Source organism: Photobacterium panuliri (assembly GCF_059920555.1).
The window spans coordinates 2,082,645-2,107,412 of record NZ_CP197192.1; the positions used below are offsets into that span (position 1 = coordinate 2,082,645).

The 24,768-nt window shown below is 44.9% G+C and carries 23 protein-coding genes; 14 read left to right on the plus strand and 9 right to left on the minus strand.

The window, feature by feature from the left end; translation table 11 throughout:
- The first annotated feature begins 6 nt into the window (after window positions 1-6).
- From ACSF8X_RS09635 to cobB, 6 genes are all read left to right on the plus strand, one after another.
- On the plus strand, window positions 7-591 hold the full coding sequence (locus tag ACSF8X_RS09635) for a TorD/DmsD family molecular chaperone (protein WP_240478270.1): 585 nt from the start codon (window positions 7-9) through the stop codon (window positions 589-591).
- Window positions 592-744: 153 nt separating this feature from the next.
- A complete protein-coding gene (locus ACSF8X_RS09640; protein ID WP_047878108.1) occupies window positions 745-945 on the plus strand; it encodes a twin-arginine translocation signal domain-containing protein in 201 nt (66 codons plus the stop codon).
- 13 nt (window positions 946-958) lie between these two features.
- Window positions 959-3,817, plus strand: coding sequence for a formate dehydrogenase subunit alpha (locus ACSF8X_RS09645; RefSeq protein WP_047878109.1), 2,859 nt, complete (start codon window positions 959-961; stop codon window positions 3,815-3,817).
- An 11-nt stretch (window positions 3,818-3,828) separates the two neighbouring features.
- Complete coding sequence (gene fdh3B, locus ACSF8X_RS09650; RefSeq protein ID WP_047878110.1) at window positions 3,829-4,446, plus strand: formate dehydrogenase FDH3 subunit beta; 618 nt, start codon at window positions 3,829-3,831, stop codon at window positions 4,444-4,446.
- 111 nt (window positions 4,447-4,557) lie between these two features.
- The gene (locus ACSF8X_RS09655; RefSeq protein ID WP_047878111.1) at window positions 4,558-5,634 is read left to right on the plus strand and encodes a formate dehydrogenase subunit gamma; all 1,077 of its coding nucleotides are present in this window, start codon (window positions 4,558-4,560) and stop codon (window positions 5,632-5,634) included.
- A gap of 255 nt (window positions 5,635-5,889) precedes the next feature.
- On the plus strand, window positions 5,890-6,606 hold the full coding sequence (cobB, locus tag ACSF8X_RS09660; RefSeq protein WP_500849787.1) for a Sir2 family NAD+-dependent deacetylase: 717 nt from the start codon (window positions 5,890-5,892) through the stop codon (window positions 6,604-6,606).
- A 50-nt stretch (window positions 6,607-6,656) separates the two neighbouring features.
- Here cobB and ACSF8X_RS09665 read toward each other — a convergent pair whose 3' ends face one another.
- Window positions 6,657-7,091, minus strand: a complete 435-nt coding sequence (locus ACSF8X_RS09665) for a PACE efflux transporter (protein ID WP_500849788.1) — start codon at window positions 7,089-7,091, stop codon at window positions 6,657-6,659.
- Between the two features lie 91 nt (window positions 7,092-7,182).
- On the opposite strand from ACSF8X_RS09665, the gene ACSF8X_RS09670 reads away from it, so the two are divergent.
- The gene (locus ACSF8X_RS09670) at window positions 7,183-8,064 is read left to right on the plus strand and encodes a LysR family transcriptional regulator (RefSeq protein ID WP_500849789.1); all 882 of its coding nucleotides are present in this window, start codon (window positions 7,183-7,185) and stop codon (window positions 8,062-8,064) included.
- A 57-nt stretch (window positions 8,065-8,121) separates the two neighbouring features.
- On the opposite strand, the gene ACSF8X_RS09675 is transcribed toward ACSF8X_RS09670, so the two are convergent.
- The 5 genes from ACSF8X_RS09675 to potA form a co-directional block, all read right to left on the minus strand.
- Entirely contained in the window at window positions 8,122-9,165 is a 1,044-nt protein-coding gene (locus ACSF8X_RS09675) for an extracellular solute-binding protein (RefSeq protein WP_047878115.1), read from the minus strand.
- Window positions 9,166-9,509: 344 nt separating this feature from the next.
- Window positions 9,510-10,541 (minus strand): extracellular solute-binding protein, encoded by a 1,032-nt coding sequence (locus ACSF8X_RS09680; protein ID WP_047878116.1) that lies wholly within the window; start codon window positions 10,539-10,541, stop codon window positions 9,510-9,512.
- Between the two features lie 108 nt (window positions 10,542-10,649).
- On the minus strand, window positions 10,650-11,420 hold the full coding sequence (gene potC, locus ACSF8X_RS09685; protein WP_047878117.1) for a spermidine/putrescine ABC transporter permease PotC: 771 nt from the start codon (window positions 11,418-11,420) through the stop codon (window positions 10,650-10,652).
- Window positions 11,420-12,277, minus strand: a complete 858-nt coding sequence (gene potB / locus ACSF8X_RS09690; protein ID WP_047878118.1) for a spermidine/putrescine ABC transporter permease PotB — start codon at window positions 12,275-12,277, stop codon at window positions 11,420-11,422. Before potB ends, potC begins: the two co-directional genes overlap by 1 nt.
- Window positions 12,261-13,409, minus strand: a complete 1,149-nt coding sequence (gene potA / locus ACSF8X_RS09695; protein ID WP_420835120.1) for a spermidine/putrescine ABC transporter ATP-binding protein PotA — start codon at window positions 13,407-13,409, stop codon at window positions 12,261-12,263. The genes potB and potA overlap by 17 nt, the downstream gene beginning before the upstream one ends.
- A gap of 357 nt (window positions 13,410-13,766) precedes the next feature.
- Between potA and ACSF8X_RS09700 the strand changes: the two genes are divergently transcribed.
- The 3 genes from ACSF8X_RS09700 to ACSF8X_RS09710 are packed head-to-tail and all read left to right on the plus strand — an operon-like array spanning window position 13,767 to window position 16,024.
- Entirely contained in the window at window positions 13,767-14,567 is an 801-nt protein-coding gene (locus tag ACSF8X_RS09700; protein ID WP_047878182.1) for a membrane protein, read from the plus strand.
- The gene (locus ACSF8X_RS09705) at window positions 14,564-15,358 is read left to right on the plus strand and encodes a glucosaminidase domain-containing protein (RefSeq protein ID WP_500849790.1); all 795 of its coding nucleotides are present in this window, start codon (window positions 14,564-14,566) and stop codon (window positions 15,356-15,358) included. Before ACSF8X_RS09700 ends, ACSF8X_RS09705 begins: the two co-directional genes overlap by 4 nt.
- Before the next feature lie 3 nt (window positions 15,359-15,361).
- Window positions 15,362-16,024, plus strand: a complete 663-nt coding sequence (locus ACSF8X_RS09710; protein WP_500849791.1) for a DUF2987 domain-containing protein — start codon at window positions 15,362-15,364, stop codon at window positions 16,022-16,024.
- Window positions 16,025-16,096: 72 nt separating this feature from the next.
- Here the strand turns inward: ACSF8X_RS09710 and ptsG are convergent, their stop codons facing one another.
- A complete protein-coding gene (ptsG, locus tag ACSF8X_RS09715) occupies window positions 16,097-17,536 on the minus strand; it encodes a glucose-specific PTS transporter subunit IIBC (protein WP_047878120.1) in 1,440 nt (479 codons plus the stop codon).
- 206 nt (window positions 17,537-17,742) lie between these two features.
- On the opposite strand from ptsG, the gene ACSF8X_RS09720 reads away from it, so the two are divergent.
- The 4 genes from ACSF8X_RS09720 to pepT all read left to right on the plus strand — a co-directional run bounded on the left by ACSF8X_RS09720 (window position 17,743) and on the right by pepT (window position 22,493).
- Window positions 17,743-18,447 (plus strand): response regulator, encoded by a 705-nt coding sequence (locus ACSF8X_RS09720; RefSeq protein WP_500849792.1) that lies wholly within the window; start codon window positions 17,743-17,745, stop codon window positions 18,445-18,447.
- Entirely contained in the window at window positions 18,444-19,898 is a 1,455-nt protein-coding gene (locus ACSF8X_RS09725; RefSeq protein ID WP_500849793.1) for an ATP-binding protein, read from the plus strand. The genes ACSF8X_RS09720 and ACSF8X_RS09725 overlap by 4 nt, the downstream gene beginning before the upstream one ends.
- The gene (locus ACSF8X_RS09730; RefSeq protein ID WP_500849794.1) at window positions 19,898-21,145 is read left to right on the plus strand and encodes an ABC transporter substrate-binding protein; all 1,248 of its coding nucleotides are present in this window, start codon (window positions 19,898-19,900) and stop codon (window positions 21,143-21,145) included. Before ACSF8X_RS09725 ends, ACSF8X_RS09730 begins: the two co-directional genes overlap by 1 nt.
- Before the next feature lie 118 nt (window positions 21,146-21,263).
- Complete coding sequence (pepT, locus tag ACSF8X_RS09735) at window positions 21,264-22,493, plus strand: peptidase T (protein WP_047878184.1); 1,230 nt, start codon at window positions 21,264-21,266, stop codon at window positions 22,491-22,493.
- Between the two features lie 79 nt (window positions 22,494-22,572).
- Here pepT and ACSF8X_RS09740 read toward each other — a convergent pair whose 3' ends face one another.
- Both ACSF8X_RS09740 and ACSF8X_RS09745 read right to left on the minus strand, forming a co-directional pair.
- Window positions 22,573-22,863, minus strand: a complete 291-nt coding sequence (locus ACSF8X_RS09740; RefSeq protein ID WP_047878124.1) for a hypothetical protein — start codon at window positions 22,861-22,863, stop codon at window positions 22,573-22,575.
- A 177-nt stretch (window positions 22,864-23,040) separates the two neighbouring features.
- A complete protein-coding gene (locus tag ACSF8X_RS09745; protein ID WP_500849795.1) occupies window positions 23,041-24,525 on the minus strand; it encodes a carboxypeptidase M32 in 1,485 nt (494 codons plus the stop codon).
- Between the last annotated feature and the right edge of the window lie 243 nt (window positions 24,526-24,768).

Here is a 24,768-nt window from a genome sequence, read left to right on the forward strand (position 1 = left end):
CCTCAAATGAACACACAAGAAGAAAGTGTACTGCGCGTTGATATTTACGCCCTGTTAGCTCGTTTGCTGCGTTGTGCCCCTGATCAAGAGGTACTTGCTTGGCTGAGCGAATTGGATGTTGATGCCAATGCTAATGCGTCTGCAGGTATGGCCGGTGCTTGGCCTGTTCTTAAATTGGCAGCTCAGAAAACATCTGTGCTTTCGGTAGAAGAAGAGTATCAAGATCTGTTTATCGGCATTGGCCGTGGAGAAATTGTTCCTTACGGTTGTTGGTACCTGACGGGATCATTGATGGAAATGCCTCTGGCTCACCTTCGTCGTGATCTTGCTCAATTGGGTTTTGCCCGAGATGAGTCAGTTAAAGAACCTGAAGATCACATTGCCGCTTTGCTTGAAGTTATGGCTATGCTGGTGGAATCGGGTGATGCGCATTTGCAGAAAACGTTTTTTAATCGCCACATTGCGGCTTGGTTTGAACGCCTGTGCCTAGATATGAAATCAGCTAATAGTGCTGTGTTTTATAGCGCTGTTGGTGAATTGGCACTGCAATTCCTGACCATCGAAAAAACACGTTTTGTTGAAGTGAACTAAAATCAACCTAATTTGTTTTCTGTTACGACGTCACAACTAGATTGCGTTGATGTTTAAGCGGCTAGTTGTTTGATTAAGAAAAATTTAGCAATAAAAAGTGATTCCTGACCGCTACTTAGTGAATACAGGAACAAGATAAAGGAGCTAGCTTTTATGAGTGAGCACAATAAACCCGATCAAAGCCGTCGCCAATTGTTGAAAAACATTGGTCTGACTGTGGCTGCTGGTGCTGTTGCGGCGGGCGCAACAACGGCTGTACATGCCGAAGTTGTCCAAGCTGATGAGAAGAAAAATGAAAAAACAACAGGCTATCGCGAAACACAACACATTCGCGATTACTACGAAACCTTGTAAGGCGGAGCTATAAATGAAACTGATTAAACGTTCCGACAACGTGAGCAAGGACGAGAACCAGCTAGGTATTTCACGTCGTTCCTTTATCCGTAATTCATCACTGGCTGCGGCTGGTGGTATTGCTGGTGCAGGTATGTTTGCACCGGGCATGATGAAAAAGGCACAGGCAGCGTCTCAAGACGTGCATGATGCACCAAAAGAAGTGAAGCGTACCATTTGTTCTCACTGTTCTGTTGGCTGTGGTATTTATGCCGAAGTACAGGACGGTGTATGGACCCACCAGGAACCTGCTTTTGACCATCCTTTCAATGCTGGTGGCCACTGTGCAAAAGGTGCGGCACTTCGTGAACACGGCCATGGTGAGCGTCGTGTGAAGTACCCAATGAAGCTTGTTAACGGTAAGTGGCAGAAGCTGAGCTGGGAACAAGCGCTAAACGAAGTTAGTCAGCAAGTGCTGAAAATTCGTGAAGAGTCAGGCCCGGATTCTGTTTACTTCCTAGGTTCTGCTAAGCACAACAACGAACAGGCTTACCTGTTCCGTAAAATGGTATCACTTTGGGGTACCAACAACGTTGACCACCAGGCGCGTATCTGTCACTCAACCACAGTGGCCGGTGTTGCGAACACTTGGGGTTACGGTGCAATGACCAACTCACTGAACGACATGCATAACTGTAAGTCGATTCTGTTTATTGGTTCAAACCCTGCTGAAGCACACCCAGTTGCAATGCAGCACATTCTGATCGCGAAAGAGCGTAACAACTGTAAGATCGTCGTTGTTGACCCTCGTCGTACTCGTACTGCTGCTAAATCTGATCACTATGTTTCTCTACGTCCGGGTTCTGACGTTGCCTTTATTTGGGGTGTGCTATACCACATCTTCCAGAACGGCTGGGAAGACAAAGAGTTTATCCGCCAGCGTGTTTGGGGTATGGACGAAGTTCGCGCAGAAGTGGCGAAATGGAACCCTGCAGAAGTTGAGCGCGTAACTGGCGTTAAAGAAGCCGACGTATACCAGACAGCGAAAATGCTATCTGAAAACCGTCCTGGCTGTGTAGTTTGGTGTATGGGTGGTACTCAGCATACTACTGGTAACAACAACACACGTGCTTACTGTATCCTTGAACTTGCTCTTGGCAACATGGGTAAATCTGGCGGCGGTGCAAACATCTTCCGTGGTCACGATAACGTACAGGGTGCAACTGACTTCGGCGTACTGTCTGATAACCTGCCTGGTTACTACGGTCTGTCTGAAGGTGCGTGGAAGCACTGGTCAAAAGTGTGGGATGTGGACTACGAATGGCTGAAAGGCCGTTTTGACCAAAACGAATACCACGGCAAGAAGCCAATGTACAACGCGGGTATTCCGGTTTCTCGCTGGATCGACGGCGTGTTGGAAGACAAGGCTAACATTGAGCAGAACGACAACATCCGTGCCATGTTCTACTGGGGCCACGCTGTGAACTCACAGACTCGTGGTACAGAAATGCGCAAGGCAATGGGTAAGCTGGATATGATGGTTATCGTTGACCCGTACCCAGGTGTTGCAGCTGTGATGAACGGCCGTACCGATAACGTGTACCTGCTACCTGCGACAACTCAGTTCGAAACTACGGGTTCTGTAACGGCAACTAACCGTTCAATCCAGTGGCGTGATCAGGTTATTGAGCCACTATTCGAATCTAAGCCTGACCACGAGATCATGTACCTGCTTTCTCAGAAGCTAGGTCTTGCTGATCAACTGTTCAAGCACATTAAGATTGAAAATAACCGCCCAGTAATCGAAGACATCACCCGTGAATTCAACAAGGGTATGTGGACTATCGGTTACACAGGCCAGAGCCCTGAGCGTCTGAAAGCGCACCAGAAGAACTGGCATACGTTTGACAACACCTCGCTAGAAGCGGTAGGTGGTCCTGCAAACGGTGAAACCTACGGTCTGCCTTGGCCATGTTGGGGTACGCCAGAGATGCAACACCCAGGTACTCACATTCTTTACGATACGTCTAAGACGGTTGCACAGGGTGGCGGTAACTTCCGTGCTCGTTTCGGTGTTGAGCGTAATGGTGAAAGCCTATTGGCTGACGACAGCTACTCTCTAGGCTGTGAGCTTGAAGACGGTTACCCAGAGTTCACTGACAAGATGCTGAAGCAGCTTGGTTGGTGGGATGACCTGACAGCAGAAGAAAAAGCGGCTGCTGAAGGCAAGAACTGGAAGACTGACCTGTCAGGCGGTATCCAGCGCGTAGCGATTAAGCACGGCTGTATCCCATTTGGTAACGCAAAAGCGCGTACTGTTGTTTGGACATTCCCTGATAAAGTGCCACTACACCGTGAACCACTGTACACGCCACGCCGTGATCTGCTACCTGAATACCAGACTTGGAACGACAGCGAGGCGATGTTCCGTCTGCCAACGCTTTACAAGTCAATTCAGGACAAAGACATGTCTGGCGAATACCCAATCATCCTGACATCTGGTCGTCTGGTTGAGTACGAGGGTGGTGGTGAAGAAACCCGTTCAAACCCATGGCTGGCAGAGCTTCAGCAAGAAATGTTTGTTGAAATCAACCTGAAAGATGCCAACGATCTTGGCATTCGCGATGGTGACATGGTTTGGGTTGAAGGTGCAGAGAAAGGTCGCATCAAAGTGAAGGCGATGGTTACTCCTCGTGTTCAAGTTGGTCTTGCGTTCATTCCGTTCCACTTCGGTGGCTACTTCGAGGGTGAAAACCTGCGTAACCGTTATCCAGAAGGTTGTGAACCATACGTATCAGGTGAAGCGGCTAACACAGCAACCACCTACGGTTACGACCCAGTTACCCAGATGCAAGAAACAAAAGTAACCCTTTGTAAAATCAGTAAAGCGTAAGGAGTCATCAGATGGCACGTATGAAATTTCTTTGTGACTCTAAGCGTTGTATTGAATGCAATGGTTGTGTTACGGCTTGTAAAAACGCGAATGATGATGCGCTAGAGTGGGGTATTCAGCGCCGTCGTGTGGTGACTCTGAACGACGGTCTACCAAACGAAAACTCTATCTCGGTTGCTTGTATGCACTGTAGTGATGCGCCATGTATGGCCGTTTGTCCTGCAGATTGCTTTAGCCAAACTGAAGACGGCATTGTTCAGCACGACAAAGATCTATGTATCGGTTGTGGTTACTGTCTGTTTGCTTGTCCGTTCGGTGCGCCGCAGTTCCCTAAACAAACTGCGTTTGCTGAGCGTGGCAAGATGGACAAGTGTACTTTCTGTTCTGGCGGTCCAAACACTGAACCTGGTTCAGAGAAGGAACGCAAACTGTACGGTGCTAACCGTATTGCAGAAGGTAAGCTGCCAATGTGTGCCTCAATGTGTTCAACAAAATCACTACTAGCGGGTGATGCAGAGAAAATCTCTGACATTTTCCGTAAGCGTGTTGTTGCTCGTGGTGCGAAAGAGGCGGGTTGGGCAAGTGTTGAAGACCTTGCTTACGATGCTGCTGACAAGCAAAAGGCATAAGCCTTTAATTATCCCTGCTTGATGCAGGGGTAGTTTCAACCCACAGTTGCATCCCGCACTGTGGGTTGATTTCAAGATTGAGAAACACTGTTGATAACAGTCGGGAGTTTTATGACTAAGCGAATTCAACATTGGCTTGCGATGCTGGTAACCACATTTATGCTGACGCTGTCTGTGTCAGCGGTGGCCAGTAATGAGACCAGTGCTAATTCTGATAATGAGCGTCTAGGCGAGTCTGTTGTAAGGCAAGAAATTACAGGCTTTGCTGGTGCTGACTATTGGCGCATGGTCAAGGATGGTCAAGAAGGTTACACCACGTCAAAATCACCAGAGCACGGTGTATTGATTAGTGTGCCGGGCCAGACATGGTACATTTTGAAAGAGAAGTGGATGTCACCACTAGGTGCTTTGGCTATTTTCGGTAGCTTGGCAATGGTGGCACTGGCTTACGTAGTTGTTGGCCCATTGAAACTGAGCAAGCCAAAAACTGGCCGTAAGATCAAACGCTGGAGCCGTTTTGATCGCGCTCTTCACTGGAGTATGGCGTTCACCTTCCTTACGTTGGCATTTAGTGGTTTGACACTCGTTTATGGTAAACATTTTATCAAGCCTGTTGTGCCTACAGAGGTGTGGGGATGGATCATTTATGCCGCGAAGCAATACCATAACTACATGGGGCCAATTTTTGGCATCCTACTTGTTGCGGTATTGGTGAAGTGGTGGCGTAAGAGCCTGTTCACTATGGTTGATATCAAGTGGTTCATGAAAATGGGCGGCATGGTAGGTAAGCATAAGGGTACGCATCCATCTGCCGGTTTCTCTAACGGTGGTGAAAAGGCCATTTTCTGGCTACTGATTTTCTTCGGTATTGCAATCACAATCTCTGGCTTGGTTTTGGATTTCCCTATCTTCGATCAGACTCGCCGTGATATGGAGTTGTCTAACCTGCTGCATATGTTCTCTGCACTGATCCTGATTTGTGGCTTTATCTTCCACATCTATATCGGTCTGTTCGGTATGGAAGCGGCGCTAGATGGTATGATCACAGGTGAAGTTGACGAAACATGGGCGAAAGAGCACCACGACCTATGGTACAACGAAGTGAAAGATCTTCCTGAAAACCAACCAGGTTATGATGCTGCACAAGAAGCAGATAAAAAAGGCAGTGCTTCGCAGAATAATGCGTAAGTTGTACTTTTAAGAGTCATGAACAGCAGCCCTAGGCTGCTGTTTTTTTATCTGTCATATTGCCCATTATTTCATTTTGCCTACGGCATTGATGACGAATTGTTTATTGTGAGTGGTATTAACGCAAACTCTAATGCACTATAACTTTATTGTTTTAAATGAATTAGACCAATGTCGTAGTCGCTGTACTTATAACCGTATAAAAACAATGGTATAAAGTTAAGCAAGTGAATACGACTAGCAAAGGACACGGCCATGCAATTTCCCTATCGTAATATTGTCATTCTGACAGGAGCCGGTATTTCGGCAGAGTCAGGCATTCGAACGTTTCGCGATCAAGATGGATTGTGGGAAAGCCACCGTATTGAAGATGTTGCGACTCCGGAAGGGTATTACCGTGATCCTGCATTAGTTCAGAATTTCTATAATTTACGCCGTCAGCAATTAGAGAGTGGCTCGGTTTTTCCTAATAAAGCCCACGAAGCTTTGGCGTTATTGGAGCAGCAACTTGATGGCACGGTAACACTTGTCACGCAGAATATTGATAATCTTCATGAAATGGCAGGCAGTAAGAATATCATCCATATGCATGGTGAGCTGTTGAAGGCGCAGTGTAGTAACACTGGGCAAACCGTCGAATGGAGTGGGGACATTTCGCTAGATGATCATTGCCATTGCTGCCAAATCCCGGCACCGTTGCGTCCTAATGTGGTGTGGTTTGGTGAAATGCCAATTGGTATGGATAGAATACACCAAGCCTTGATGGAGGCTGATTTGTTTATTTCAATTGGTACATCGGGTGCGGTATATCCCGCTGCCGGGTTTGTTCATGAAGCAGCAATGCATGGGGCACATACGATTGAATTGAATTTAGAGCCGAGCGAAGTAGAAAATGAATTTGCTGAGAAGCGTTATGGCCAAGCATCGGATATTGTTCCGGCCTATGTGGCGGAGTTATTAGCAATCAGTTGAATTTTAGTAGGTTATAAAAAACGCCCGCATAAGCGGGCGTTTTTTATTGATCAGGCTTGGGCTGTTTGAGCAGTCTGCTTCGTGACAAATCGGGCTCGAATGTGATCGTATAGCCAGTTATAGATAATGGCATATAACAAGAAGAAGGCGACAAGCCCCAAATCGAGAATGAGCACACTCCAGAAATCCATTTTCAGTACCCACATTAGAACGGGAACGGAAACAAACAGCAGGCCACCTTCAAAACCAATACCGTGAATAATACGCAGGCCCAGCTTGCGAGAAAGGCGATCTGTACCGAATGCTCTGTCGAATAGCAGGTTGTAAATATAGTTCCAAGTCATTGCAATCAGAGACATAGCAACACTTAACCCTCCGACAACGGCTGGGTTATGTTGGGTAAAGATGCTGGCGAGCCCCATAAGGATGAGTAGGGCAAATACCTCAAATAAAATAGAATGGAGAATTCGTTCTTTTGTTGTCATGGTAATCACTGAACTAATGATAATCGTGAAAACAAATATATCTTGAGATATGATTATATCTAGTTAGTTATCATCACTTTTACTGATACTTATGTATAACCTTGAACAACTGAATATGTTTGTTACCGCGGCGAAACTGGGGTCGTTTTCTGCTTGCGCTCGTAAATTAGGCAAAGTGCAGAGCGCTGTGAGTCAGGGTATTGCTAACTTAGAAATTGACCTTGATGTTGAGTTGTTTGACCGTTCCACGCGTAAGCCGACTCTCACAGATCAAGGCAAACACTTGTTATCGTTTGCTGAAGCGATACTCATGCAGAAAAGGGAACTCGACAGTACTGCTAAAGCTCTGAGCGCCCAGCAAGAGAGCCAGATCAGTCTTGTTGTTGATGATAGCCTGCTGAAGCAGCGCTATTACGACATCATTTTTGAATTTGAACAACAGTTTCCGTCAACATCTTTGCGTTGCTTCACGGCAGCAAGTGTGGATATCCCACATTTAGTACGTGATGGTGTCGCGTTGTTAGGGGTGATGCTGAGCGAGATGTCATTGGTTACCGATGTTGATATTCGCTATATCGGTAATCTAAAATTTGTGCCGGTTGCAGCACCTTCACATCCATTGTCAACGCTCGCACAGGTAACCCCGACAGATTTAGTTCCTCATCGGCAAATATTGATCCAGGGTTTAAATGGCTACCATCAGACTCAGCTCCAACCGATATCTTCCCGGCAGTGGAGCGCCAATGATCTTCGACTGCTTGAAAACTACGTGATTCAGGGGTTAGGGTGGGCTTATTTACCCAAACACAGGGCGGATGAATTGGCTCTTGCCAACAAAGTAAAATTGCTACCTGTTACTTTCGATTACAAAGAGTGGGCGGTACCGATTGAATGCTTGCTAAAGAAAGGGGAGAGTCTTGGGCCTGCCGCCAGTTGGCTAAACCAAGCACTTAATAGCCTGTTGCCAGATTAAGTAAGAAACTATTGAATGATAATAAAAAACCGGGCTTGATAGCCCGGCTTGTTTTGATTACTGACCAGCTTTTAGTTTCTGGTAGTACTCTTCGTAAAGTGGTGTTGCATTACCAACGCTGTTCTGCCATTCGCCAGCGTCCATCACTTCTTGAGGTGGGTAGATGCTTGGATCATTAACAAAGTCAGCTGGAAGTAGCTTCTTGGCTGTTGCAACTGGTGTTGGGTAACCGATTTCAAGAGCGATCTTCGCAGCGTTTTCAGGACGAAGCAGGAAGTCGATCATCTTGTGTGCAGCTTCGGTATTTTTTGCGTTAGCAGGAATAGAGATGCTATCCATCCAGAAGATTGCGCCTTCTTTTGGCCATACGATATCAATCGGAGCACCTTCTTGGCGGGCCATGTATGCTGAACCATTCCATAGCATACCCAGTGAGGTTTCACCTGCCATGTACGGGTTAGCTGGGTAGTCTGAGTTGAATACCAATACGTTTGGCATTAGTTTCTTCAGTTCTTCGTACGCAGCTTTGATTTCTTCTGGATTTTTAGTGTTCGCCGAATAACCCAGTTTACGCAAACCGATGTGGAAGAATTCGCGAGCGTCGTCCATCATCATTAGCTGGCCAGCCCATTTAGGGTCCCAGAAATCAGCCCAAGAAGAGACTTTGCTCTTGTCTAGCATTTCTGTGTTTACGCCAATACCCGTTGCACCCCAAATGTAAGGAATGGAGTAGTCATTCTTAGGGTCAAATGGTTTGTGCAGGAAGTTAGGATCGATTTCTTTAAAGTGAGAAAGCTTTGATTTGTCGATCTTCTGGAGCATATTTTCTTCACGCATCTTAGACACGTAGTACGTTGAAGGAACAACCAGATCGTAACCTTCACCGTGAGTCTTCAGTTTTGCGTACATGGTTTCATTCGACTCATACGTCGAATAAATTACTTTAATGCCTGTTTCCTTCGTAAACTGCTCAAGTACATCTGAAGGGATGTACTCAGACCAGTTGTAGAAATACAGCTCGTCATCTGCTGCCGTAGCCATGCCTGAAAACATTGCCATTGCGCATACGCTGCCGGCCATCAAAGAAGACCATTTTTTCATTATTTTCTATGCTCCAATAAAGAAGATTTTTAAGGGTTCTCTTAGCGAATGTAACCAAAGGGGCGTGAGCCGGGCTGGATACTTACCGCTTCTCCTAACAAATAAAGAAAAGAGAATTAGGCTCTTTTCTGTGACTGATAACAAATTAATCGTGAAACATTATAGCAGACTATCAATGTCTTATGGCAATCAATTGTTGAGTATGAATAGCGCAAACTATTTTATTGCCCTATCTATATACCGCTTGGTTGTATATTGGTCGTAGAAAAAAGGAAGGGGAGAGAGGAAGAACAGATGGGTTAGATATGAAAAACGGCCCCGAAGGGCCGTTGCGCTTAGAAAAATTACTGACCGGCTTTTAGTTCCAGGAAGTAGTTTTCATAACGGATGTTCATATCGCCAACAGAGTTCTGCCACTCACCACGATCTAGGTCTTCTTGTGGTGGGAACAGAGTAGGGTTGTCTTTGTATTTAGCGTTTGATTTCTCAACCGCTGTTAGGTAACCCGTCTCTTCAGAAATTTTAGCAGCAACGTCTGGGCGCAGTAGGAAGTCAATCATCTTGTGTGCAGCATCAACGTTTTTCGCGTTTTTCGCGATCGCTAGGCTATCAACCCAGAAGATACCGCCTTCTTTTGGCCAAATCAGCTCAATAGGAAGACCTTCACGTTGAGCGGCAGCCGCAGAACCGTTCCAAAGCATACCAAGACCAACTTCGCCTGCAAGGTAAGGAGCTGCTGGGTTATCAGAGTTAAATACCAATACGTTTGGCATTAGTTTTTTCAACTCTTCGTTCGCTTCGTCAATCTGCTTAGGATCAGTGCTGTTACCTGAATAGCCTAGTTTGCGAAGTGCAATATGGAACACTTCACGAGTGTCGTCCATTAGCATGATCTGGCCTTTCAGCTCAGGGTTCCATAGGTCAGCCCAGCTGTCGAAATCAGCAGGGTCGTACATTTCTGTATTGACCGCAAGACCAGTCATCGCAATAACGTGCGGGATGGAGTAGTCGTTGCTTGGGTCAAAAGGCTTGTCCAGATAGTTCTTATCAAGCTCTTTGAAGTTGTTTAGCTTTGATTTATCGATTTTCTGTAACATGCCTTCATCGCGCATTTTCGCAACAAAGTAAGTTGAAGGCACAACCAGGTCGTAACCCTGTGGGTGAGCTTTCAGCTTAGCGTACATAGTCTCGTTCGACTCGTAAGTCGAATAAATCACTTTAATACCAGTTTCTTTAGTGAACTGTTCGCGTAGCTCCGTAGAAATATACGGACCCCAGTTCATGAACACCAATTCCTTGTCTTCAGCCATCGCAGCAGTTGAGAAAAGAGCTGCTGCACATGCAGTACCGGTTAGAAAAGCGGACCATTTTTTCATTAGATTATCATCTCCAAAACCCGTTTAGGGTATTCATACAAAACAAGTGGCCCGAAGGCCACTTGCTCATGTTGGCATTTCTGCCATTTAAGCATTATGTTGCCTAAATTATTTGATCTTCTCGCGAGCCAATAGCTGAGAGGAGACCACCAGCACCAGAGATACAATTAGCATAAGTGTAGCCAATGCATTTACTTCTGGTGAAATTCCAACTTTAACCATTGAATAAATCTTCAGTGGTAGGATTTCGTAAGTTGGACCGGTAACAAAAGAGCTTACAATCACATCATCTAGTGAGAGGGTGAAGCTCAGTAGCCAGCCTGCTGCAACCGCAGGTTTTGCCAATGGTAGGATAATCTGCTTTAAGATTACCCACTCACTTGCACCTAGGTCACGTGCCGCTTCAAGCATTTTCACATCGAAGCCGTTTAGTCGGCTGTAAACTGTTACCACAACAAATGGTAGACAGAATGTAATGTGTGCCAACAACAGTGTTAGGAAGCCAAGCTCAGCACCAACAAGGATAAACAAGGCCAGCAGAGAGATTGCCATTACGATATCTGGAGACATCATTACAACAAATAGCATCCCGTTGACAAAATGCTTACCGCGGAACTGGTAGCGGAAGAGGGCGACTGCCGTAAGGCTACCGATGATTGCCGCTGCCGTTGCTGAGAACACCGCAATATTTAGCGAGTGCCAAGCTGCCTGAACTAGGCTGTCATTGCTGACTAGTTGGTGATACCACTTGGTGGTAAAACCGCCCCATTTCATACCAAATTTGCTGGCATTAAATGAGTTAACAATCAGGATGATGATAGGGGCATACAGGAATGCGTATACCACCGACATAAAACTGAATTTAAATAGACGTCCCATTATTCCAGCTCCACTTTACGGTTCAACAACTTGCCAGCACGGTAGTAGGCATAGAGCATAATAGCCATGCTGATTGTCAACGCGATACTTGTCGCTGCACCAAACGGCCAATCTCGGGCGTTCAGTACCTGACTCTTGATCACGTTACCGATTAGTAGGTTCTTCGCACCACCAAGAAGGTCAGATACATAGAACATACCTAGAGCAGGGAGTAGTACCAGCAAACAGCCAGCAATAATTCCCGGCATGGTTAATGGGAAGATAACCTTGATAAAGGTTTGAATCTTGTTTGCACCCAAGTCACGCGCCGCTTCAATGTAGTTGTTATCCAATTTCTCGATCGCCGAGTAAAGCGGTAACACCATAAATGGCAGCAGAATGTAAACCAGACCAACCATAACCGCATATTCGGTGTACATGATACGTAGTGGCTTGTCGATAATATCCAAGTACATCAGGCTCTTATTAAGGATACCTTGAGTACCAAGCATGATTTTCAGGCCGTAGGTACGGATCAGTGAGTTAGTCCAAAAAGGTACAATCACCAAAAACAACATAAATGGACGCCATTTTTCAGGCATCTTGGCAATCATGTAGGCAAACGGGTAGCCAATTGCTAAACAAAGCAGGGTAGCGACCAGAGCCATATAAAATGAGTGCCACATGACCTTCGCATAAAGCGGATCGAATAACCGGATGTAGTTGTCCAGTGTAAAGGTCATTTCGATCAGGTTGGCATCATCACGGGTCAGAAAACTGGTACCGATGATCATCAAGTTTGGTATGAAGACAAACAGCAACAACCAACTTACGATGATGGTAATGATGATGTTCTGAAGATTAAGCTTCTTGTTCATCTGCCAGCACCACTTCCCAGCTTTCTACCCAAGTAACCGCAACTTTCTGACCCAGAGAGTGGTCCACATCTGGATCGTCTTCGTTGAAGAATTCGCTAACCATGACTGAAGTACCTGATTCCAGTTCAACAACAGAATCTAGAGTCATGCCCTTATAGGTACGTTCACGGATATAACCGATTAGGCCATTGCCATCTTCGCCATTGTTGATTTCTTCTAGACGAATATCTTCAGGGCGAAGCATCACCTTGACTTTATCGCCAGAATTAACCGGAAGCTTGCAATGAATCATTGCGTGGCGACCTTCAACATTAGCCAATACACGGCTTTCGTCTAAACGTTCTTTAACGACGGCATCGAATACGTTGATTTCACCGATAAAGCGAGCAACAAACAGGTTAGCTGGCTCTTCGTAAATTTCACGAGGAGAACCATCCTGCTCAATGTTTCCTGAACGCATAACAATAATACGGTCAGACATTGATAGGGCTTCTTCCTGATCGTGAGTAACGAAGATGAAAGTAATCCCAAGTTTACGTTGTAGCTGCTTAAGTTCGATCTGCATCTGCTTACGCAGTTTGTAATCAAGCGCAGACAGTGATTCGTCAAGTAGCAGAACTTTTGGTTTGTTTACTACGGCACGGGCAATCGCAACACGTTGCTGCTGACCACCAGATAGCTGATGCGGTTTGCGAGGGGCAAACTTATCTAGCTGAACCATACGCAATGCTTCCATTACGCGCGGTTCAATTTCGCTCTCAGCCACTTTTTGCATGCGTAGACCAAATGCAACGTTGTCAAACACTGTCATGTGCGGGAATAGCGCATAACTTTGGAAGACAGTATTAACGTTACGTTGCTCGGCAGGAATGTCGGTTACATCTTTGCCTGCGATAATGATCTGACCTGCGTCTGCATTTTCAAAACCTGCAATCAGCCTTAGTACAGTTGTCTTACCACAGCCAGATGGACCAAGGATGGTAAGGAATTCACCATCGTTTACATTCAAATCTAGGCCAGCGATGATTTGTTTACCATCAAAACTCTTACTCAGCCCTTTAAGCTGAATGACTGGCGCTTTATTGTTTTCTGCAGCGTTCAATTCTACGTGCTCTCCACCTAGGGGTTTCATAGATAATCCCCCCAACTGTTCGGATGAATTTAGGGGGCGCATGATAGACCCCTAAACGTTCAAATTAAAGCGTTTTTTTCCCTTTTTTTAGACAAATTTTGCACTAAAAGAAGGGCTGTCATTACCTCATGAAATAGCGTTACCTATACACACTAAAAAGTACTTAAAAATCAATGTCCAATTCGTATTCCTTGCGGAATAACGATTCATTAATCATAGTGTACTTGCTATAAGATGTTGTCACTGATTGGGATTATTCGCGCCTCGTTGAACAGAGTTTGAACGGCGGACTATTTATCTATCCTGTCTCTGTGTCGTACAATCTTTTGTTCTTGAATATGAAACTTAGTGGAAGCCATGAACAACAAAACATTCAAAATCGGCGGGTCGATTGAAAAAGCGTTGAAAGGTGAGATTGAATTACGCTCTTTAGACGTCCTGCAAGAAGCCTGGCGAATAACAGCGAAAAATTATTTTACGTTTGTTCCAGCCGTGATTGGTTTGTTCTTGGCACAAGTTGCATTGTTGCTGGTTGGCCTGCATGTACAGCTTGGGAGTGCCTCAGTGTTCTTCGATGCTGTAGTTAACGGGGGAGAGATTCCGGTTAATGTTATTGATGCCGGTTACATGGCCAATTTTTGGGCTGATGTTCTTAGCGCACCATTGTATGCCGGAGTTAGCATGATGGCGCTGAATCATGCGGTTGGTTTGCCGAGTAAGCCAACACAATTAGTGAAAGGATTTAGCTTTACGTTAGTTAGTATTATAACGGTATTGCTGGCATCGTCGATTCAAGGCATCGCAAGTAATCTACTGCCACCGATAGGGCTATTTTTGACGATGGCATTTAGCATGGCCATTATTTTGGTATGTGAGAAAAGAATATCGCCACTGAAGGCAATTCAGTTCTCTTTGCTAGCGACAATCCGTAAGTTGCTGCCATTTACTGCAATTTTTGTCGTTATCCTGACAATGTTTATTGTATCATTTGCTACGGCAGGTCTTGGCCTTATCTGGACGATTCCATTCTTTTTCAATGTAAAGGCCATTATCTACCGAAACCTTTTTGGCATAACACTACAAGTGACCAACGTTAAGAAAGGTCACGATGATGATGCTCCTGACGAACAGGAGGATCCTAAGGTTTTCAACGCGTGATAAAAAATAATAAAACAAAATCTATAGCTCTTATTGCATTTCTAACCAGCCTCACAGCCTGTGAGGACACTCCAAACAAGTCCCAGCCTTCAGAAAAATTGCCACTTGCTGCCGAGGCAGCAAGTAGCAAACCTGATTTTTCCGCCTATAAAGATGTTAAACAGAAAAAAGCGGCTTTCTTCGATTTTCTCCGCCCAGCGGTTATCCATGAGAATCAACGCATAGAGAAAGAACGCCAATTTCTTCTTGGCTTGGTTACAGCACTTGAGGCAGGCAAGCCTGTTGATGGTGAAGATTTGGCCTATGCCATTAAATTGGCTGCGGTATATAAACTGCCGGTTCAAGGTGACAGCGTCACACCGGAGTGGTTGTCAGAGATTCTGATCCGAGTTGACACCTTGCCGCAAGAATTGGTACTTAGCCAAGCAGCTAATGAATCAGGTTGGGGTACGTCACGCTTTGCAGTTCAGGGGAACAACTATTTTGGTCAATGGTGTTATCGTAAGGGCTGCGGTTTAGTACCTTCAGCCCGTAATGACGGTGCTGACCATGAAGTAGCGGTATTTGCGACACCTTACTTGTCTGTTCAAGCCTATTTTAGCAACGTGAATACCAACCGTGCCTATAAAGAGTTGCGTGAAATTCGTGCCTCTCAAAGGCAGATGGGAGAAACGGTGACTGGAATTAAATTGGCTGAAGGACTGATTCGCTATTCAGAGCGCGGTAGTGCCTATGTAGAAGAGATACAGGCAATGATCCGCCATAATAATGAGTATTGGCGCCAAGGATAAAGGATGAGAGTACACCATTGGCTAATGGTTGGTTTGGTAGCGACGAGTGCAATTGTATATACAGGAAATGTTTCGGCTCAAGATATCCAGATCCGCTATAGCACCTTGTACGGTAAACTGAAGCAGAACGTTAAAGAAGGGCATGACGATGTCAAAATGGCGTTCTTCTTGTTAAACCAAAGAGATGGCTCTGTTTGTAAAGTACATCGTGGCTGGATGCAAAAAGACGAGCATTATGAAGCGTTGGTGATTCCGAGTTCTTACGAGCTGGATGTTCCTGTTGATAAAAATTTACGTCAGGCGAACCCTGATGTGACTTTTGTTATTGATGATGGAATCACCTGTGATATGTCAATGCAGGTTATAGCAAAAGATCGTTTTTCAACAACGATGACGCAAGCTGATGTCACACGTTTAGTTCCTCAGATGCAAAGTTTGCTCTCTGATCTCGGTGGGATGTTTTCAGATTGGTTCATGCCAGAAGTCAGTGGTGTGGTTGTTCACCTTGCCGAACAGCCATTGGATTTTGTTCCGTTAGCAAATGGACAGCGTATTCCGGTTAACGAAAAAAAAGCCGTGATTAAGCTGTCTGATTTGGCTATTGATGAACAACTTACATTTCCCTCAAAGATTGTCAAAGTAACCCCTTGGTTGCCTAGAGACTAATCTTCATATTGTGAAAACCCGAGCCATGCTCGGGTTTTTATTTGGGGGAAATAATTGCCATTGTTAATGGCACTAGCTCGTGAGTAGCACCTGATTGATCTCTGTTTTTATATGGTCGGATTGAGTCCCAAAGATCGCTTGAAGGTTATCGCCAATCACTAAAACTTCACGGGCCCCAAGTTGTTTAATTCTTTTGATATCGGCTTGTTTGATGTCATGAAGGCTAACACGTAGGCGGGTAATGCACGCATCAACATTTTTGATATTGCTCTTACCACCCAATGCGTTTATCAATTGTGCTGCCATCTCGTTGCCAATTTCAGCGACCTGACTAATTTCATCTTGCTCGTTTTCTCGCCCCGGTGTCATTAGGTTGAACTTAGTGATCATGAAGCGGAATATGCCGTAGTACATCACAGCCCATAGCGGACCAATTAAGATGAACAGCCAAGCATTGCTTGATAGAGGGTAGTAGATAAGGAAATCAATGGCGCCATGAGCAAAAGTGACACTGTGATGAATATCGAGAGCACTTACGATAGCAAACCCAATCCCAGTGAGAACACAGTGAATAACGTACAGTACCGGTGCTACAAACAGGAAGGAAAATTCCATCGGTTCAGTGATACCTGTTAGCCAAGATGTTAGTGCCGCAGAGGCCATTATACCGCCTACAAGAGCCCGTTTTTCTGGGCGGGCTGAGCGGTAAATCGCCAAACCAATTGCAGGTAACGCCCACATGGAATACATATAGCCACCAGCAAGATTACCTGCCGTTGGGTCGCCCGCGAGATAACGTTGAATTTCCCCTTTGATGACTTCCCCTGTTTCTGGGTTTACATATTCACCAACTTCGAAGAAGAAGGGGACATTCCAGATATGGTGCAGGCCAAATGGGATCAGAGAGCGTTCGACGAAACCGTAGATACCAAATGCCAGCGTTGGATTTTGGTAGGCCGCCCAGTGGGAGAATTGATCGATCATATTACCGATTGGTGGCCAAACATAACTCATCATGATACCCAGAGCGATAGCAGCAATACCCGTAACTATAGGTACAAAGCGTTTACCAGCAAAAAAGCCCAAATATTCGGGTAATTTTATATTAAAGAAACGGTTATAGAGCATTGCTGCAATAGCACCGATAATGATGCCGCCAAATACGCCAGTGTTAATGGTTGGAATACCGATGACCGTCGCTGTTTCTATACCGTGAAGTTTTGCCATTACCCCCATTGTGGCCGTCAGGATGGCAAAGCCAACAGTTGCTGCCAAACCGGCAACACCATCGTTATCGCTTAGACCCAGAGCGACGCCTATTGCGAAAATGAGCGCTAAGTTACTAAATACCGCATCACCAGACATAGCCATAATGTCGGAGACAAGGTTGGGCATCCAGCTAAAATTAGCCGAACCTATCCCCAACAGTAACCCCGCTATTGGTAACACGGCCACGGGTAGCATTAGCGATCGCCCAATGCGTTGTAGAATACCGAAAGTTGTACTGAACATATTCATTATCCTTATGTGGTTATTCATGCTCAGTATGCAGACTACCGAATAATAAAATGCTGAAGGTTACATTTGGTTATTGCATTGTAAGAGGTTGCTTACAAATGAAGATAAAATTTTATCTCGGTCAAATTAATCAACTCGAAGGTTTTATATTTTAGCTGAGCTTTTATATAGATAGAGTGTGGTAATAAAAGAGAACCTACATGGATCAGAAAATAATACTGGTTGTTGATGATAGCGAAGAAATCAGGGAGGCACTCAGCGCCTATCTGAGTCGTTCTGGTTTTATGGTCATCACCGCTGCCGATGGTGATGAGATGTGGCAGAAAATCAGTAAAACAGCTCCGCATTTAATCATTTTAGATATCATGTTGCCCGGCGATGACGGCCTGACATTATGCGGCCAGCTTCGCCAGCATTCCCATGTGCCTATTATCATGTTAACAGCCGTATGCGAAGAGGCTGATCGAATTGCCGGATTAGAAATAGGAGCCGATGATTACATAACGAAAACGTTCAGTCCTCGAGAGTTGCTAGCTCGTATCAAAGCACTGCTTAGGCGCAGTCATTATCATACGAGCCAAGCAATCAGCCGTCGGATTGCCTTTCTTGATTGGACCTTTGATACCGTCAAACGCCAACTGATACACCGCACAGGCGAGGTTGTTCAACTGTCAGGGGCTGATTTTTCATTGTTAACACTACTTCTTCAATCACCCAATAAGGTAATTAGTCGTGATCATATAGCGCAATGTGTCTGGGGGCGGGATGCTGAACCCATGGAGCGTGGGATCGATGTACAAATTAGCCGGATAAGAAAGCATCTTCATGACCACCAGCGGTCTATTATTCTGACTGTCAGAAATAAAGGCTATATGTTGGCGGTTGAATATGTACAAGAATTATGAAATTTAGAAGCGGTAAAATCGGATTTTTTGATTCAATAACGTTTCGTGTGAGTAGCACACTTTTAATTGTGATTGTTATTGCCGAGCTTGTTGCTGGCGCTGTATGGTATTTTGATAATGAAGAAGTAAAAAAAAATAATGCCAATAAGATCATTCATACCATGGTCGATTCTGTTATAGAGACCTATCAATATTTCCAATTGCTTCCTGTTAATTACCGTCATTTGATATTGAATCAATTAATGGATGCCGGCGGTAGCCGTTTTTTTATTTCGATCAATAATCGCTATATTCCGAATGAAAACGTCACCGATTTACCATTGACTAATTGGCTGTCGGATGTTGCTGCTGCATCATTGCGTGAAAAACTAAAATCACCGTCCAATATCGCGGTTGCCGTGACCCAACGTGAGTCGGTTAGGGTGTTTAATTCTGCGCTTCAACTTGATGAGCTACCAGAGATCTGGACCAAGTATAGTTTGGTGCTTGGAGAGCTAGACTTGCCGATTTTAGTCATTCAAATTCAGCTCTCGCCTCAAGAGTGGTTTTATATAGCATCAGTACTGCCTATTCCGTTTTCCTCGCTGTCTACGTCGTTTATGGAGGTAAGGCAGTTGGTATTCCTCGCATTGACCTCTTTGCTACTGATGTTGTGTACCGCCTGGTTATTACAACGTGAGTTCCGGCCTATACGTGCTTTGGCCAAAGCTGCAACGTTGATGGGAACGCAGCTGTCGGTGATGGCGATTGATGAATCGGGTAGCAGGGAAACGCGCGCCGCCGTACATGCATTTAATAAAATGAACAATCGCGTTAAATCCTATATCCGTGATCGGGAAATGCTCTTTAGTGCCATATCGCATGATTTAAAGACACCGCTAGCGGCATTAAAACTACGTACCGAGATGCTAGAGGATGAGGCGGTGAAAGAACGCTTTGAAAAATTGCTCAATGAAGTGGAGATGATGACAAACGGGGCACTACAGTGCATCCGGGAAACAGACATTCACGAGGACCCAATTGATATCGATATTGAAGAGCTTCTTATGGGATGTGCGGATCATTTTAATCGGCAGGAGACGCTTGTTGAATTGGCTGACGATATTGCCAATATCCCTAGCTACATGGGTAAACCCGTTGCGATAAAACGTTGCATATACAATGTGATTGAAAATGGCGTGAAGTATGGTCGCAATGTATCGGTTTCCTTTAATGAGACGGCTAAAAGCTTGATTTTAAATGTTAGAGATCACGGCCCCGGTATTGACCAAAAGTTACTAGAAAAAGTCTTTGAACCTTATTACAGGGTACATCCCAATGATGCCAATGGAAGTGGGTTAGGGTTAACGATAGCAAGAAGCATAGCCCGTACTCACGGGGGGGATTTGCAGATAAAGAACCATTCGCAAGGCGGACTCGAAGTGTCAATCCAGCTATCGAAGGAGCTGTAATGAAAACTATTAGCTGGCTGATTCTAATCAGTACCATGTATGTAAGTGTTGTACATGCCCAGCAAGAACTACAGTTTTTGCATTGGTGGACATCAAAAGGAGAAGTTGATGCCGCCAATGAAGTGGCTGTACAGCTTGGAAAGCATGACATTGTGCTGGCAAGCGTGGCTGTGCCTGGCGGTGGGGGAAAAATGGCCAAATCGATACTTCAAGCAAGGGCAATAGCGGGTAACCCGCCAGATATGGTACAGCTAGAAGGGCCCGCTATTAAATCCTGGGCTGCGTTGGGGTTTCTGCACAATGTTAACCCTGTTGCTAATGAAGCGCATTGGGATCGAAAGTTACCATTAACAATAAGGGATATTCATAAACTCAATAATGAATACGTTGCCTTGCCGGTGACAATTCATCGTTTGAATTGGTTATGGATCCATACGCCATTACTGAAAAGGCTAGGGCTGTCTGTTCCGCAAACATGGCCTCAGGTCGTCAAGGCGTTCAAGGTAGTAAAACAGCGGGGGATTGCCCCCTTAGCGATGGGCAATGAACCTTGGCAGGTTGTTCAACTTTTTGAAAACATAGCTTTTGGCTTAGGTGGGCCGAGCTATTATCGAAAAGCATTTATTGAAATGGATGAAGCAACGCTGACAAGCCAGATAACCTACGATGCGTTAACTATATTTAGGCAAATTAGTGAAATCGTGTTGCCTGACATGACGAAACAGCGCTGGGAAGAAGCGACGCGATCATTGATGGCAGGTGAACGTGTATTTCAGATCTCTGGCGATTGGGTCGCAGGGGAGCTCATGGCTCTAAATGGCGAGTTCCCATCGTTTATCCAATGTCATGTTGCCCCTGCATATCAATCTGGCTTTATTTATAATATTGATAGTTTTGCCTTTTTCAAGAAACCCACCTTTGGTGCTGAGCAGGCATTAGCTGTTGCAAATTTGCTCTCTGACCCTCATTTTTTATCTAAATTCAACCAACGTAAAGGTTCAATTCCTGCCTTCCGTGATGTATCTGTCGAGGGGTTCAATTCTTGTTCGCTAAAAGCGAGAGATGACTTTTTGGCGAGTGAGAAAACCGGCACATTAATGCCTAGTATTATTGATTCGATGGCAGTGAGTTCGGTGATCGAAAAAGCCGTTTCTAGTGAACTCTTCCGTTTCTTCAATGATCCATCAATGACTCCCGATGATGTCATCTTGCACATGCAAAATGTGAAGGTGGGTATGCACATGTAACAAAACGTGTATTTTCTTCTGCGAATTTAAAAAAAACTGATTCATCGCAATTCATTTTGCCGGTTTAGCTATGATACTTGCCTGCGAATTGATTTTTATCGAACATTACGAGTGGGATATGGAACAGCTAATTGAGCGATTTTTACGATACGTACGCTTTGAAACTCAATCAAATTCTGCCAATGCCCAGTGTCCAAGTACTGAAGGACAGCGTGTATTAGCACAGCAGCTCAAAGATGAGTTGATTGAACTAGGTTTGGCTGATGTCAGCTTGGATGACAACGGTTATGTGATGGCTCGTTTGCCATCGAATGTGGAGCATGACGTTCCTGCTATTGGTTTTATTGCCCATATGGATACAGCGATGGATGCATCGGGCAAAAATGTGAAACCACAAATTGTTGAGAATTATCAAGGTGGTGATATTGCTCTGGGTGTTGGTGATGAAGTGCTATCGCCGATTCAATACCCAGACCTCAACAAGCTGCACGGACATAACATCATTACTACTGATGGGACAACCTTGCTAGGTGCTGATAACAAAGCGGGTATTGCTGAAATTATTACAGCTGCGGCTTACCTGATTGCCCATCCAGAAATTAAACACGGCGATATATGTATTGGTTTTACACCCGATGAGGAAATCGGGCGCGGCGCGAATCTTTTCGATGTTGAGAAGTTCAATGCGCAGTGGGCTTATACTATTGATGGCGGCCCGGTTGGTGAGCTAGAGTTTGAAAACTTCAATGCTTCTTCGGCTTATGTGACTTGTCATGGTGTCAATGTGCACCCAGGCACAGCCAAAGACAAAATGATCAACGCCATGAATATTGCGGCTCAATTCCAAGTGACTATGCCGGCTGAAGAAACACCTGAATGTACTGAAGGGTACGAAGGTTTCTTCCATCTTGTCTCGATGGAGCCAAGCGTAGCCAAAACTAAGTTGCACTATATCCTACGTGATTTTGATTCAGAAGGCTTAGAAAGACGTAAGACACTGATCCAAGAGAAAGTAGATGCACTAAATACTCGTTTGGATAAAGGCCGCGTTAGCCTAGAAATCGTTGATTGTTATTCAAACATGCGTGAAATGGTTGAGCCACATCCACACATTATTGAATTTGCCAAGCAAGCGATGATTGAGTGTGATGTAAAGCCGGTTATTAAACCAATCCGGGGCGGTACAGATGGTGCGCGTCTATCATTCAAAGGTTTACCGTGCCCGAACATTTTCACTGGGGGCTATAACTTCCACGGCATTCATGAATTTATTACAGTAGAAGGCATGGAGCAGGCTGTAAAAGTGATTGTGAAGCTGGCTGAAAATACCGCAAAAAACTACGCATAAGCGTAGGGTTCTTTGCCTTGCATTGTGAATGCAAATAGCAAATAAAGGAACGCCCTGACAGATTGTCAGGGCGTTTTTGTTAGTCTTTATCGTAGAGCTTTGCTTGATCTTGAATTTCGGTGTGTTTTTCTAGTTCATCAACCATCCAGTTATTCAAATGTTTGATAATTGCTGTGATGGCATGCTGCTTAGTACCTTTTTCATCATCAGTAATATCTAACTGCTGCTTGGCATGGAGTCCGGTTTGATCTTCAGCGATGTGTAGCCAATCTGGGTGCCAGTAAAAACTATGGCCTTCATCGGTGATCCAGTTATGCACACCGCAAGATTCCCCTTTGTAGTTCAAATCTTTTGCTTCGTATCTCATGATGTCGCTCCTAAGCCATATCTTTTATATCATCAATAGTATATACCCATGAAGGATACTCAACCTGTGGCATTGGTCACGAAAATGAGTGCTATTGTCGAGGGCGTTCTTGTATAAGTGTGAGTTGAATTGGAGGAGCATAAGAATCCCTGACCAAAAAGGATTGGCCAGGGGAGGAGATCAGTTGAGGTATCGTGCGATTAAATGTTCTTTAAAGTACGAAGCATTAAGGCTTTCGCCCGTTGCATCTATTAAAATTTGCTCGGTTGATACTGTTGACCCTCGTTTCCATACATGGCGGTCGAGCCAGTTAAAAATCGGTTGAAGATTGCGCTCACGGATCAAATTAGCAACATTCATTTCTTTCGACATGGCAGCCATAAATTGGGCTGCATACATGGCCCCCAGTGTATAAGAGGGGAAATAGCCAAAGCTGCCAAAACTCCAGTGGATATCTTGCATACATCCATCAGTAAAGTTTCCTTTAGTTGATAATCCGAGGTATTCAGACATTTTCCTGTCCCATAACTCCGGAATATCGGCAACATTTATATGGCCGTTAATTAAATCGCGTTCTATTTCATAGCGCAGAATAACATGAGCCGGATAGGTGACTTCGTCGGCATCAACACGAATATATCCAGGTGTGACTCGTGTATTGAGCAGTGTCAGGTTTTCGGCTGTGATTGCGGGATCATCGATGCGGTTAAACTGTTCAGCGGCAGCAGGGGCGATGAGCTCAATGAAGTTTTCGCTACGAGATATTTGCATTTCGAAAAATAGGCTTTGTGATTCATGGATTCCCATTGAGCGGGCTTTCCCTACCGGTAAGCCTGACCATTTTTCGGGTAAACCTTGTTCGTAGCGTGCATGTCCCGTTTCATGAATAACGCCCATAAGCGCTGAAGTAAAATCATTTTCATCATAGCGGGTTGTTATACGTACATCGGTCGGCACTCCGCCACAGAACGGGTGAGTACTGATATCCAGCCTTCCATGATTGAAATCGAAACCGAGTTTTTCCATCATCGCTAAACTTAGCTGTTGTTGCTGCGCCACAGGAAAGGGGCCTAGAGGAAGGATAACCTGATCATGAATTTGTTTCTCTTGGATTTGCTCAATCAACTCAGGTAACCAGCTTTTTACCTCATCGAAAAGAGCATCAAGTTGCTTGCTGGTCATTCCCGGCTCGTACAGATCAAGCAAGGCATCGTAACGACTTAGTCCTGTCGCATCTGCGCGTATCTGTGCTTCTTGGCGGGCAAGTTTTACGACTTTTTCTAAGTTGGTACTATAACTCTGCCAATCATTTTTACCACGTTGATTGCGCCATGCATGCTCACACTTATTTGCGGCAAGCGATTGGGCTTCGACAAGGTCGCTAGGCAGCAAGTTAGCTTGTTGCCATTGACGTTTCATCTCAATGACGCTGGCGCGTTGCTCTTTCGATAGGGGTTCTCTGTCAACTTCCGAGAACCATACTTTGAGTTTGATATCAGTTGCTTGTTGATGATGAAGAACGGCTAACTCTGCTAATGCTTCAGAACGGGCTTGGTTACCTCCTTCTGGCATCATTGCTGCTTGGTCCCAGCGGCATATTGCGGCAAGGTGCTCTAGCTTCGCCATCTTTTTATAATGCTGTTCTAATTGTTGATAAAAAGTCATTACCCATCCTTATGTTGACTTGTATCAGAAAACACCACTGTAAACCTTTCTTATGGTATTTTTCAACAAGCCCGATAAATAGAGAAGCAAAATATACGCATGATAATGCATTAAGAGGGTTGCTGTTCTTTGTGTGAAGTACGCCCCATAAATTAATATTATTGACCTCAGGCCGAGGTTCTATTCTCAGAGTAGATGTAAACGAATTTACAATATCGTAAGACTTCGTAAAGCTAACAAAAG

What these genes read in the sequence shown, in the direction of transcription:
- ACSF8X_RS09720 (WP_500849792.1), top strand. Translation starts at nt 17,743, where the DNA reads ATGGATCAGAAAATAATACTGGTTGTTGATGATAGCGAAGAAATCAGG.
- ACSF8X_RS09680 (WP_047878116.1), bottom strand. Translation starts at nt 10,541, where the DNA reads ATGAAAAAATGGTCCGCTTTTCTAACCGGTACTGCATGTGCAGCAGCT.
- ACSF8X_RS09710 (WP_500849791.1), top strand. Translation starts at nt 15,362, where the DNA reads ATGAGAGTACACCATTGGCTAATGGTTGGTTTGGTAGCGACGAGTGCA.
- ACSF8X_RS09640 (WP_047878108.1), top strand. Translation starts at nt 745, where the DNA reads ATGAGTGAGCACAATAAACCCGATCAAAGCCGTCGCCAATTGTTGAAA.
- potB (WP_047878118.1), bottom strand. Translation starts at nt 12,277, where the DNA reads ATGAACAAGAAGCTTAATCTTCAGAACATCATCATTACCATCATCGTA.
- ACSF8X_RS09745 (WP_500849795.1), bottom strand. Translation starts at nt 24,525, where the DNA reads ATGACTTTTTATCAACAATTAGAACAGCATTATAAAAAGATGGCGAAG.
- pepT (WP_047878184.1), top strand. Translation starts at nt 21,264, where the DNA reads ATGGAACAGCTAATTGAGCGATTTTTACGATACGTACGCTTTGAAACT.
- potC (WP_047878117.1), bottom strand. Translation starts at nt 11,420, where the DNA reads ATGGGACGTCTATTTAAATTCAGTTTTATGTCGGTGGTATACGCATTC.
- potA (WP_420835120.1), bottom strand. Translation starts at nt 13,409, where the DNA reads ATGAAACCCCTAGGTGGAGAGCACGTAGAATTGAACGCTGCAGAAAAC.
- ACSF8X_RS09655 (WP_047878111.1), top strand. Translation starts at nt 4,558, where the DNA reads ATGACTAAGCGAATTCAACATTGGCTTGCGATGCTGGTAACCACATTT.
- ptsG (WP_047878120.1), bottom strand. Translation starts at nt 17,536, where the DNA reads ATGTTCAGTACAACTTTCGGTATTCTACAACGCATTGGGCGATCGCTA.
- ACSF8X_RS09645 (WP_047878109.1), top strand. Translation starts at nt 959, where the DNA reads ATGAAACTGATTAAACGTTCCGACAACGTGAGCAAGGACGAGAACCAG.
- fdh3B (WP_047878110.1), top strand. Translation starts at nt 3,829, where the DNA reads ATGGCACGTATGAAATTTCTTTGTGACTCTAAGCGTTGTATTGAATGC.
- ACSF8X_RS09670 (WP_500849789.1), top strand. Translation starts at nt 7,183, where the DNA reads ATGTATAACCTTGAACAACTGAATATGTTTGTTACCGCGGCGAAACTG.
- ACSF8X_RS09675 (WP_047878115.1), bottom strand. Translation starts at nt 9,165, where the DNA reads ATGAAAAAATGGTCTTCTTTGATGGCCGGCAGCGTATGCGCAATGGCA.
- ACSF8X_RS09700 (WP_047878182.1), top strand. Translation starts at nt 13,767, where the DNA reads ATGAACAACAAAACATTCAAAATCGGCGGGTCGATTGAAAAAGCGTTG.
- ACSF8X_RS09730 (WP_500849794.1), top strand. Translation starts at nt 19,898, where the DNA reads ATGAAAACTATTAGCTGGCTGATTCTAATCAGTACCATGTATGTAAGT.
- ACSF8X_RS09725 (WP_500849793.1), top strand. Translation starts at nt 18,444, where the DNA reads ATGAAATTTAGAAGCGGTAAAATCGGATTTTTTGATTCAATAACGTTT.
- ACSF8X_RS09665 (WP_500849788.1), bottom strand. Translation starts at nt 7,091, where the DNA reads ATGACAACAAAAGAACGAATTCTCCATTCTATTTTATTTGAGGTATTT.
- cobB (WP_500849787.1), top strand. Translation starts at nt 5,890, where the DNA reads ATGCAATTTCCCTATCGTAATATTGTCATTCTGACAGGAGCCGGTATT.
- ACSF8X_RS09635 (WP_240478270.1), top strand. Translation starts at nt 7, where the DNA reads ATGAACACACAAGAAGAAAGTGTACTGCGCGTTGATATTTACGCCCTG.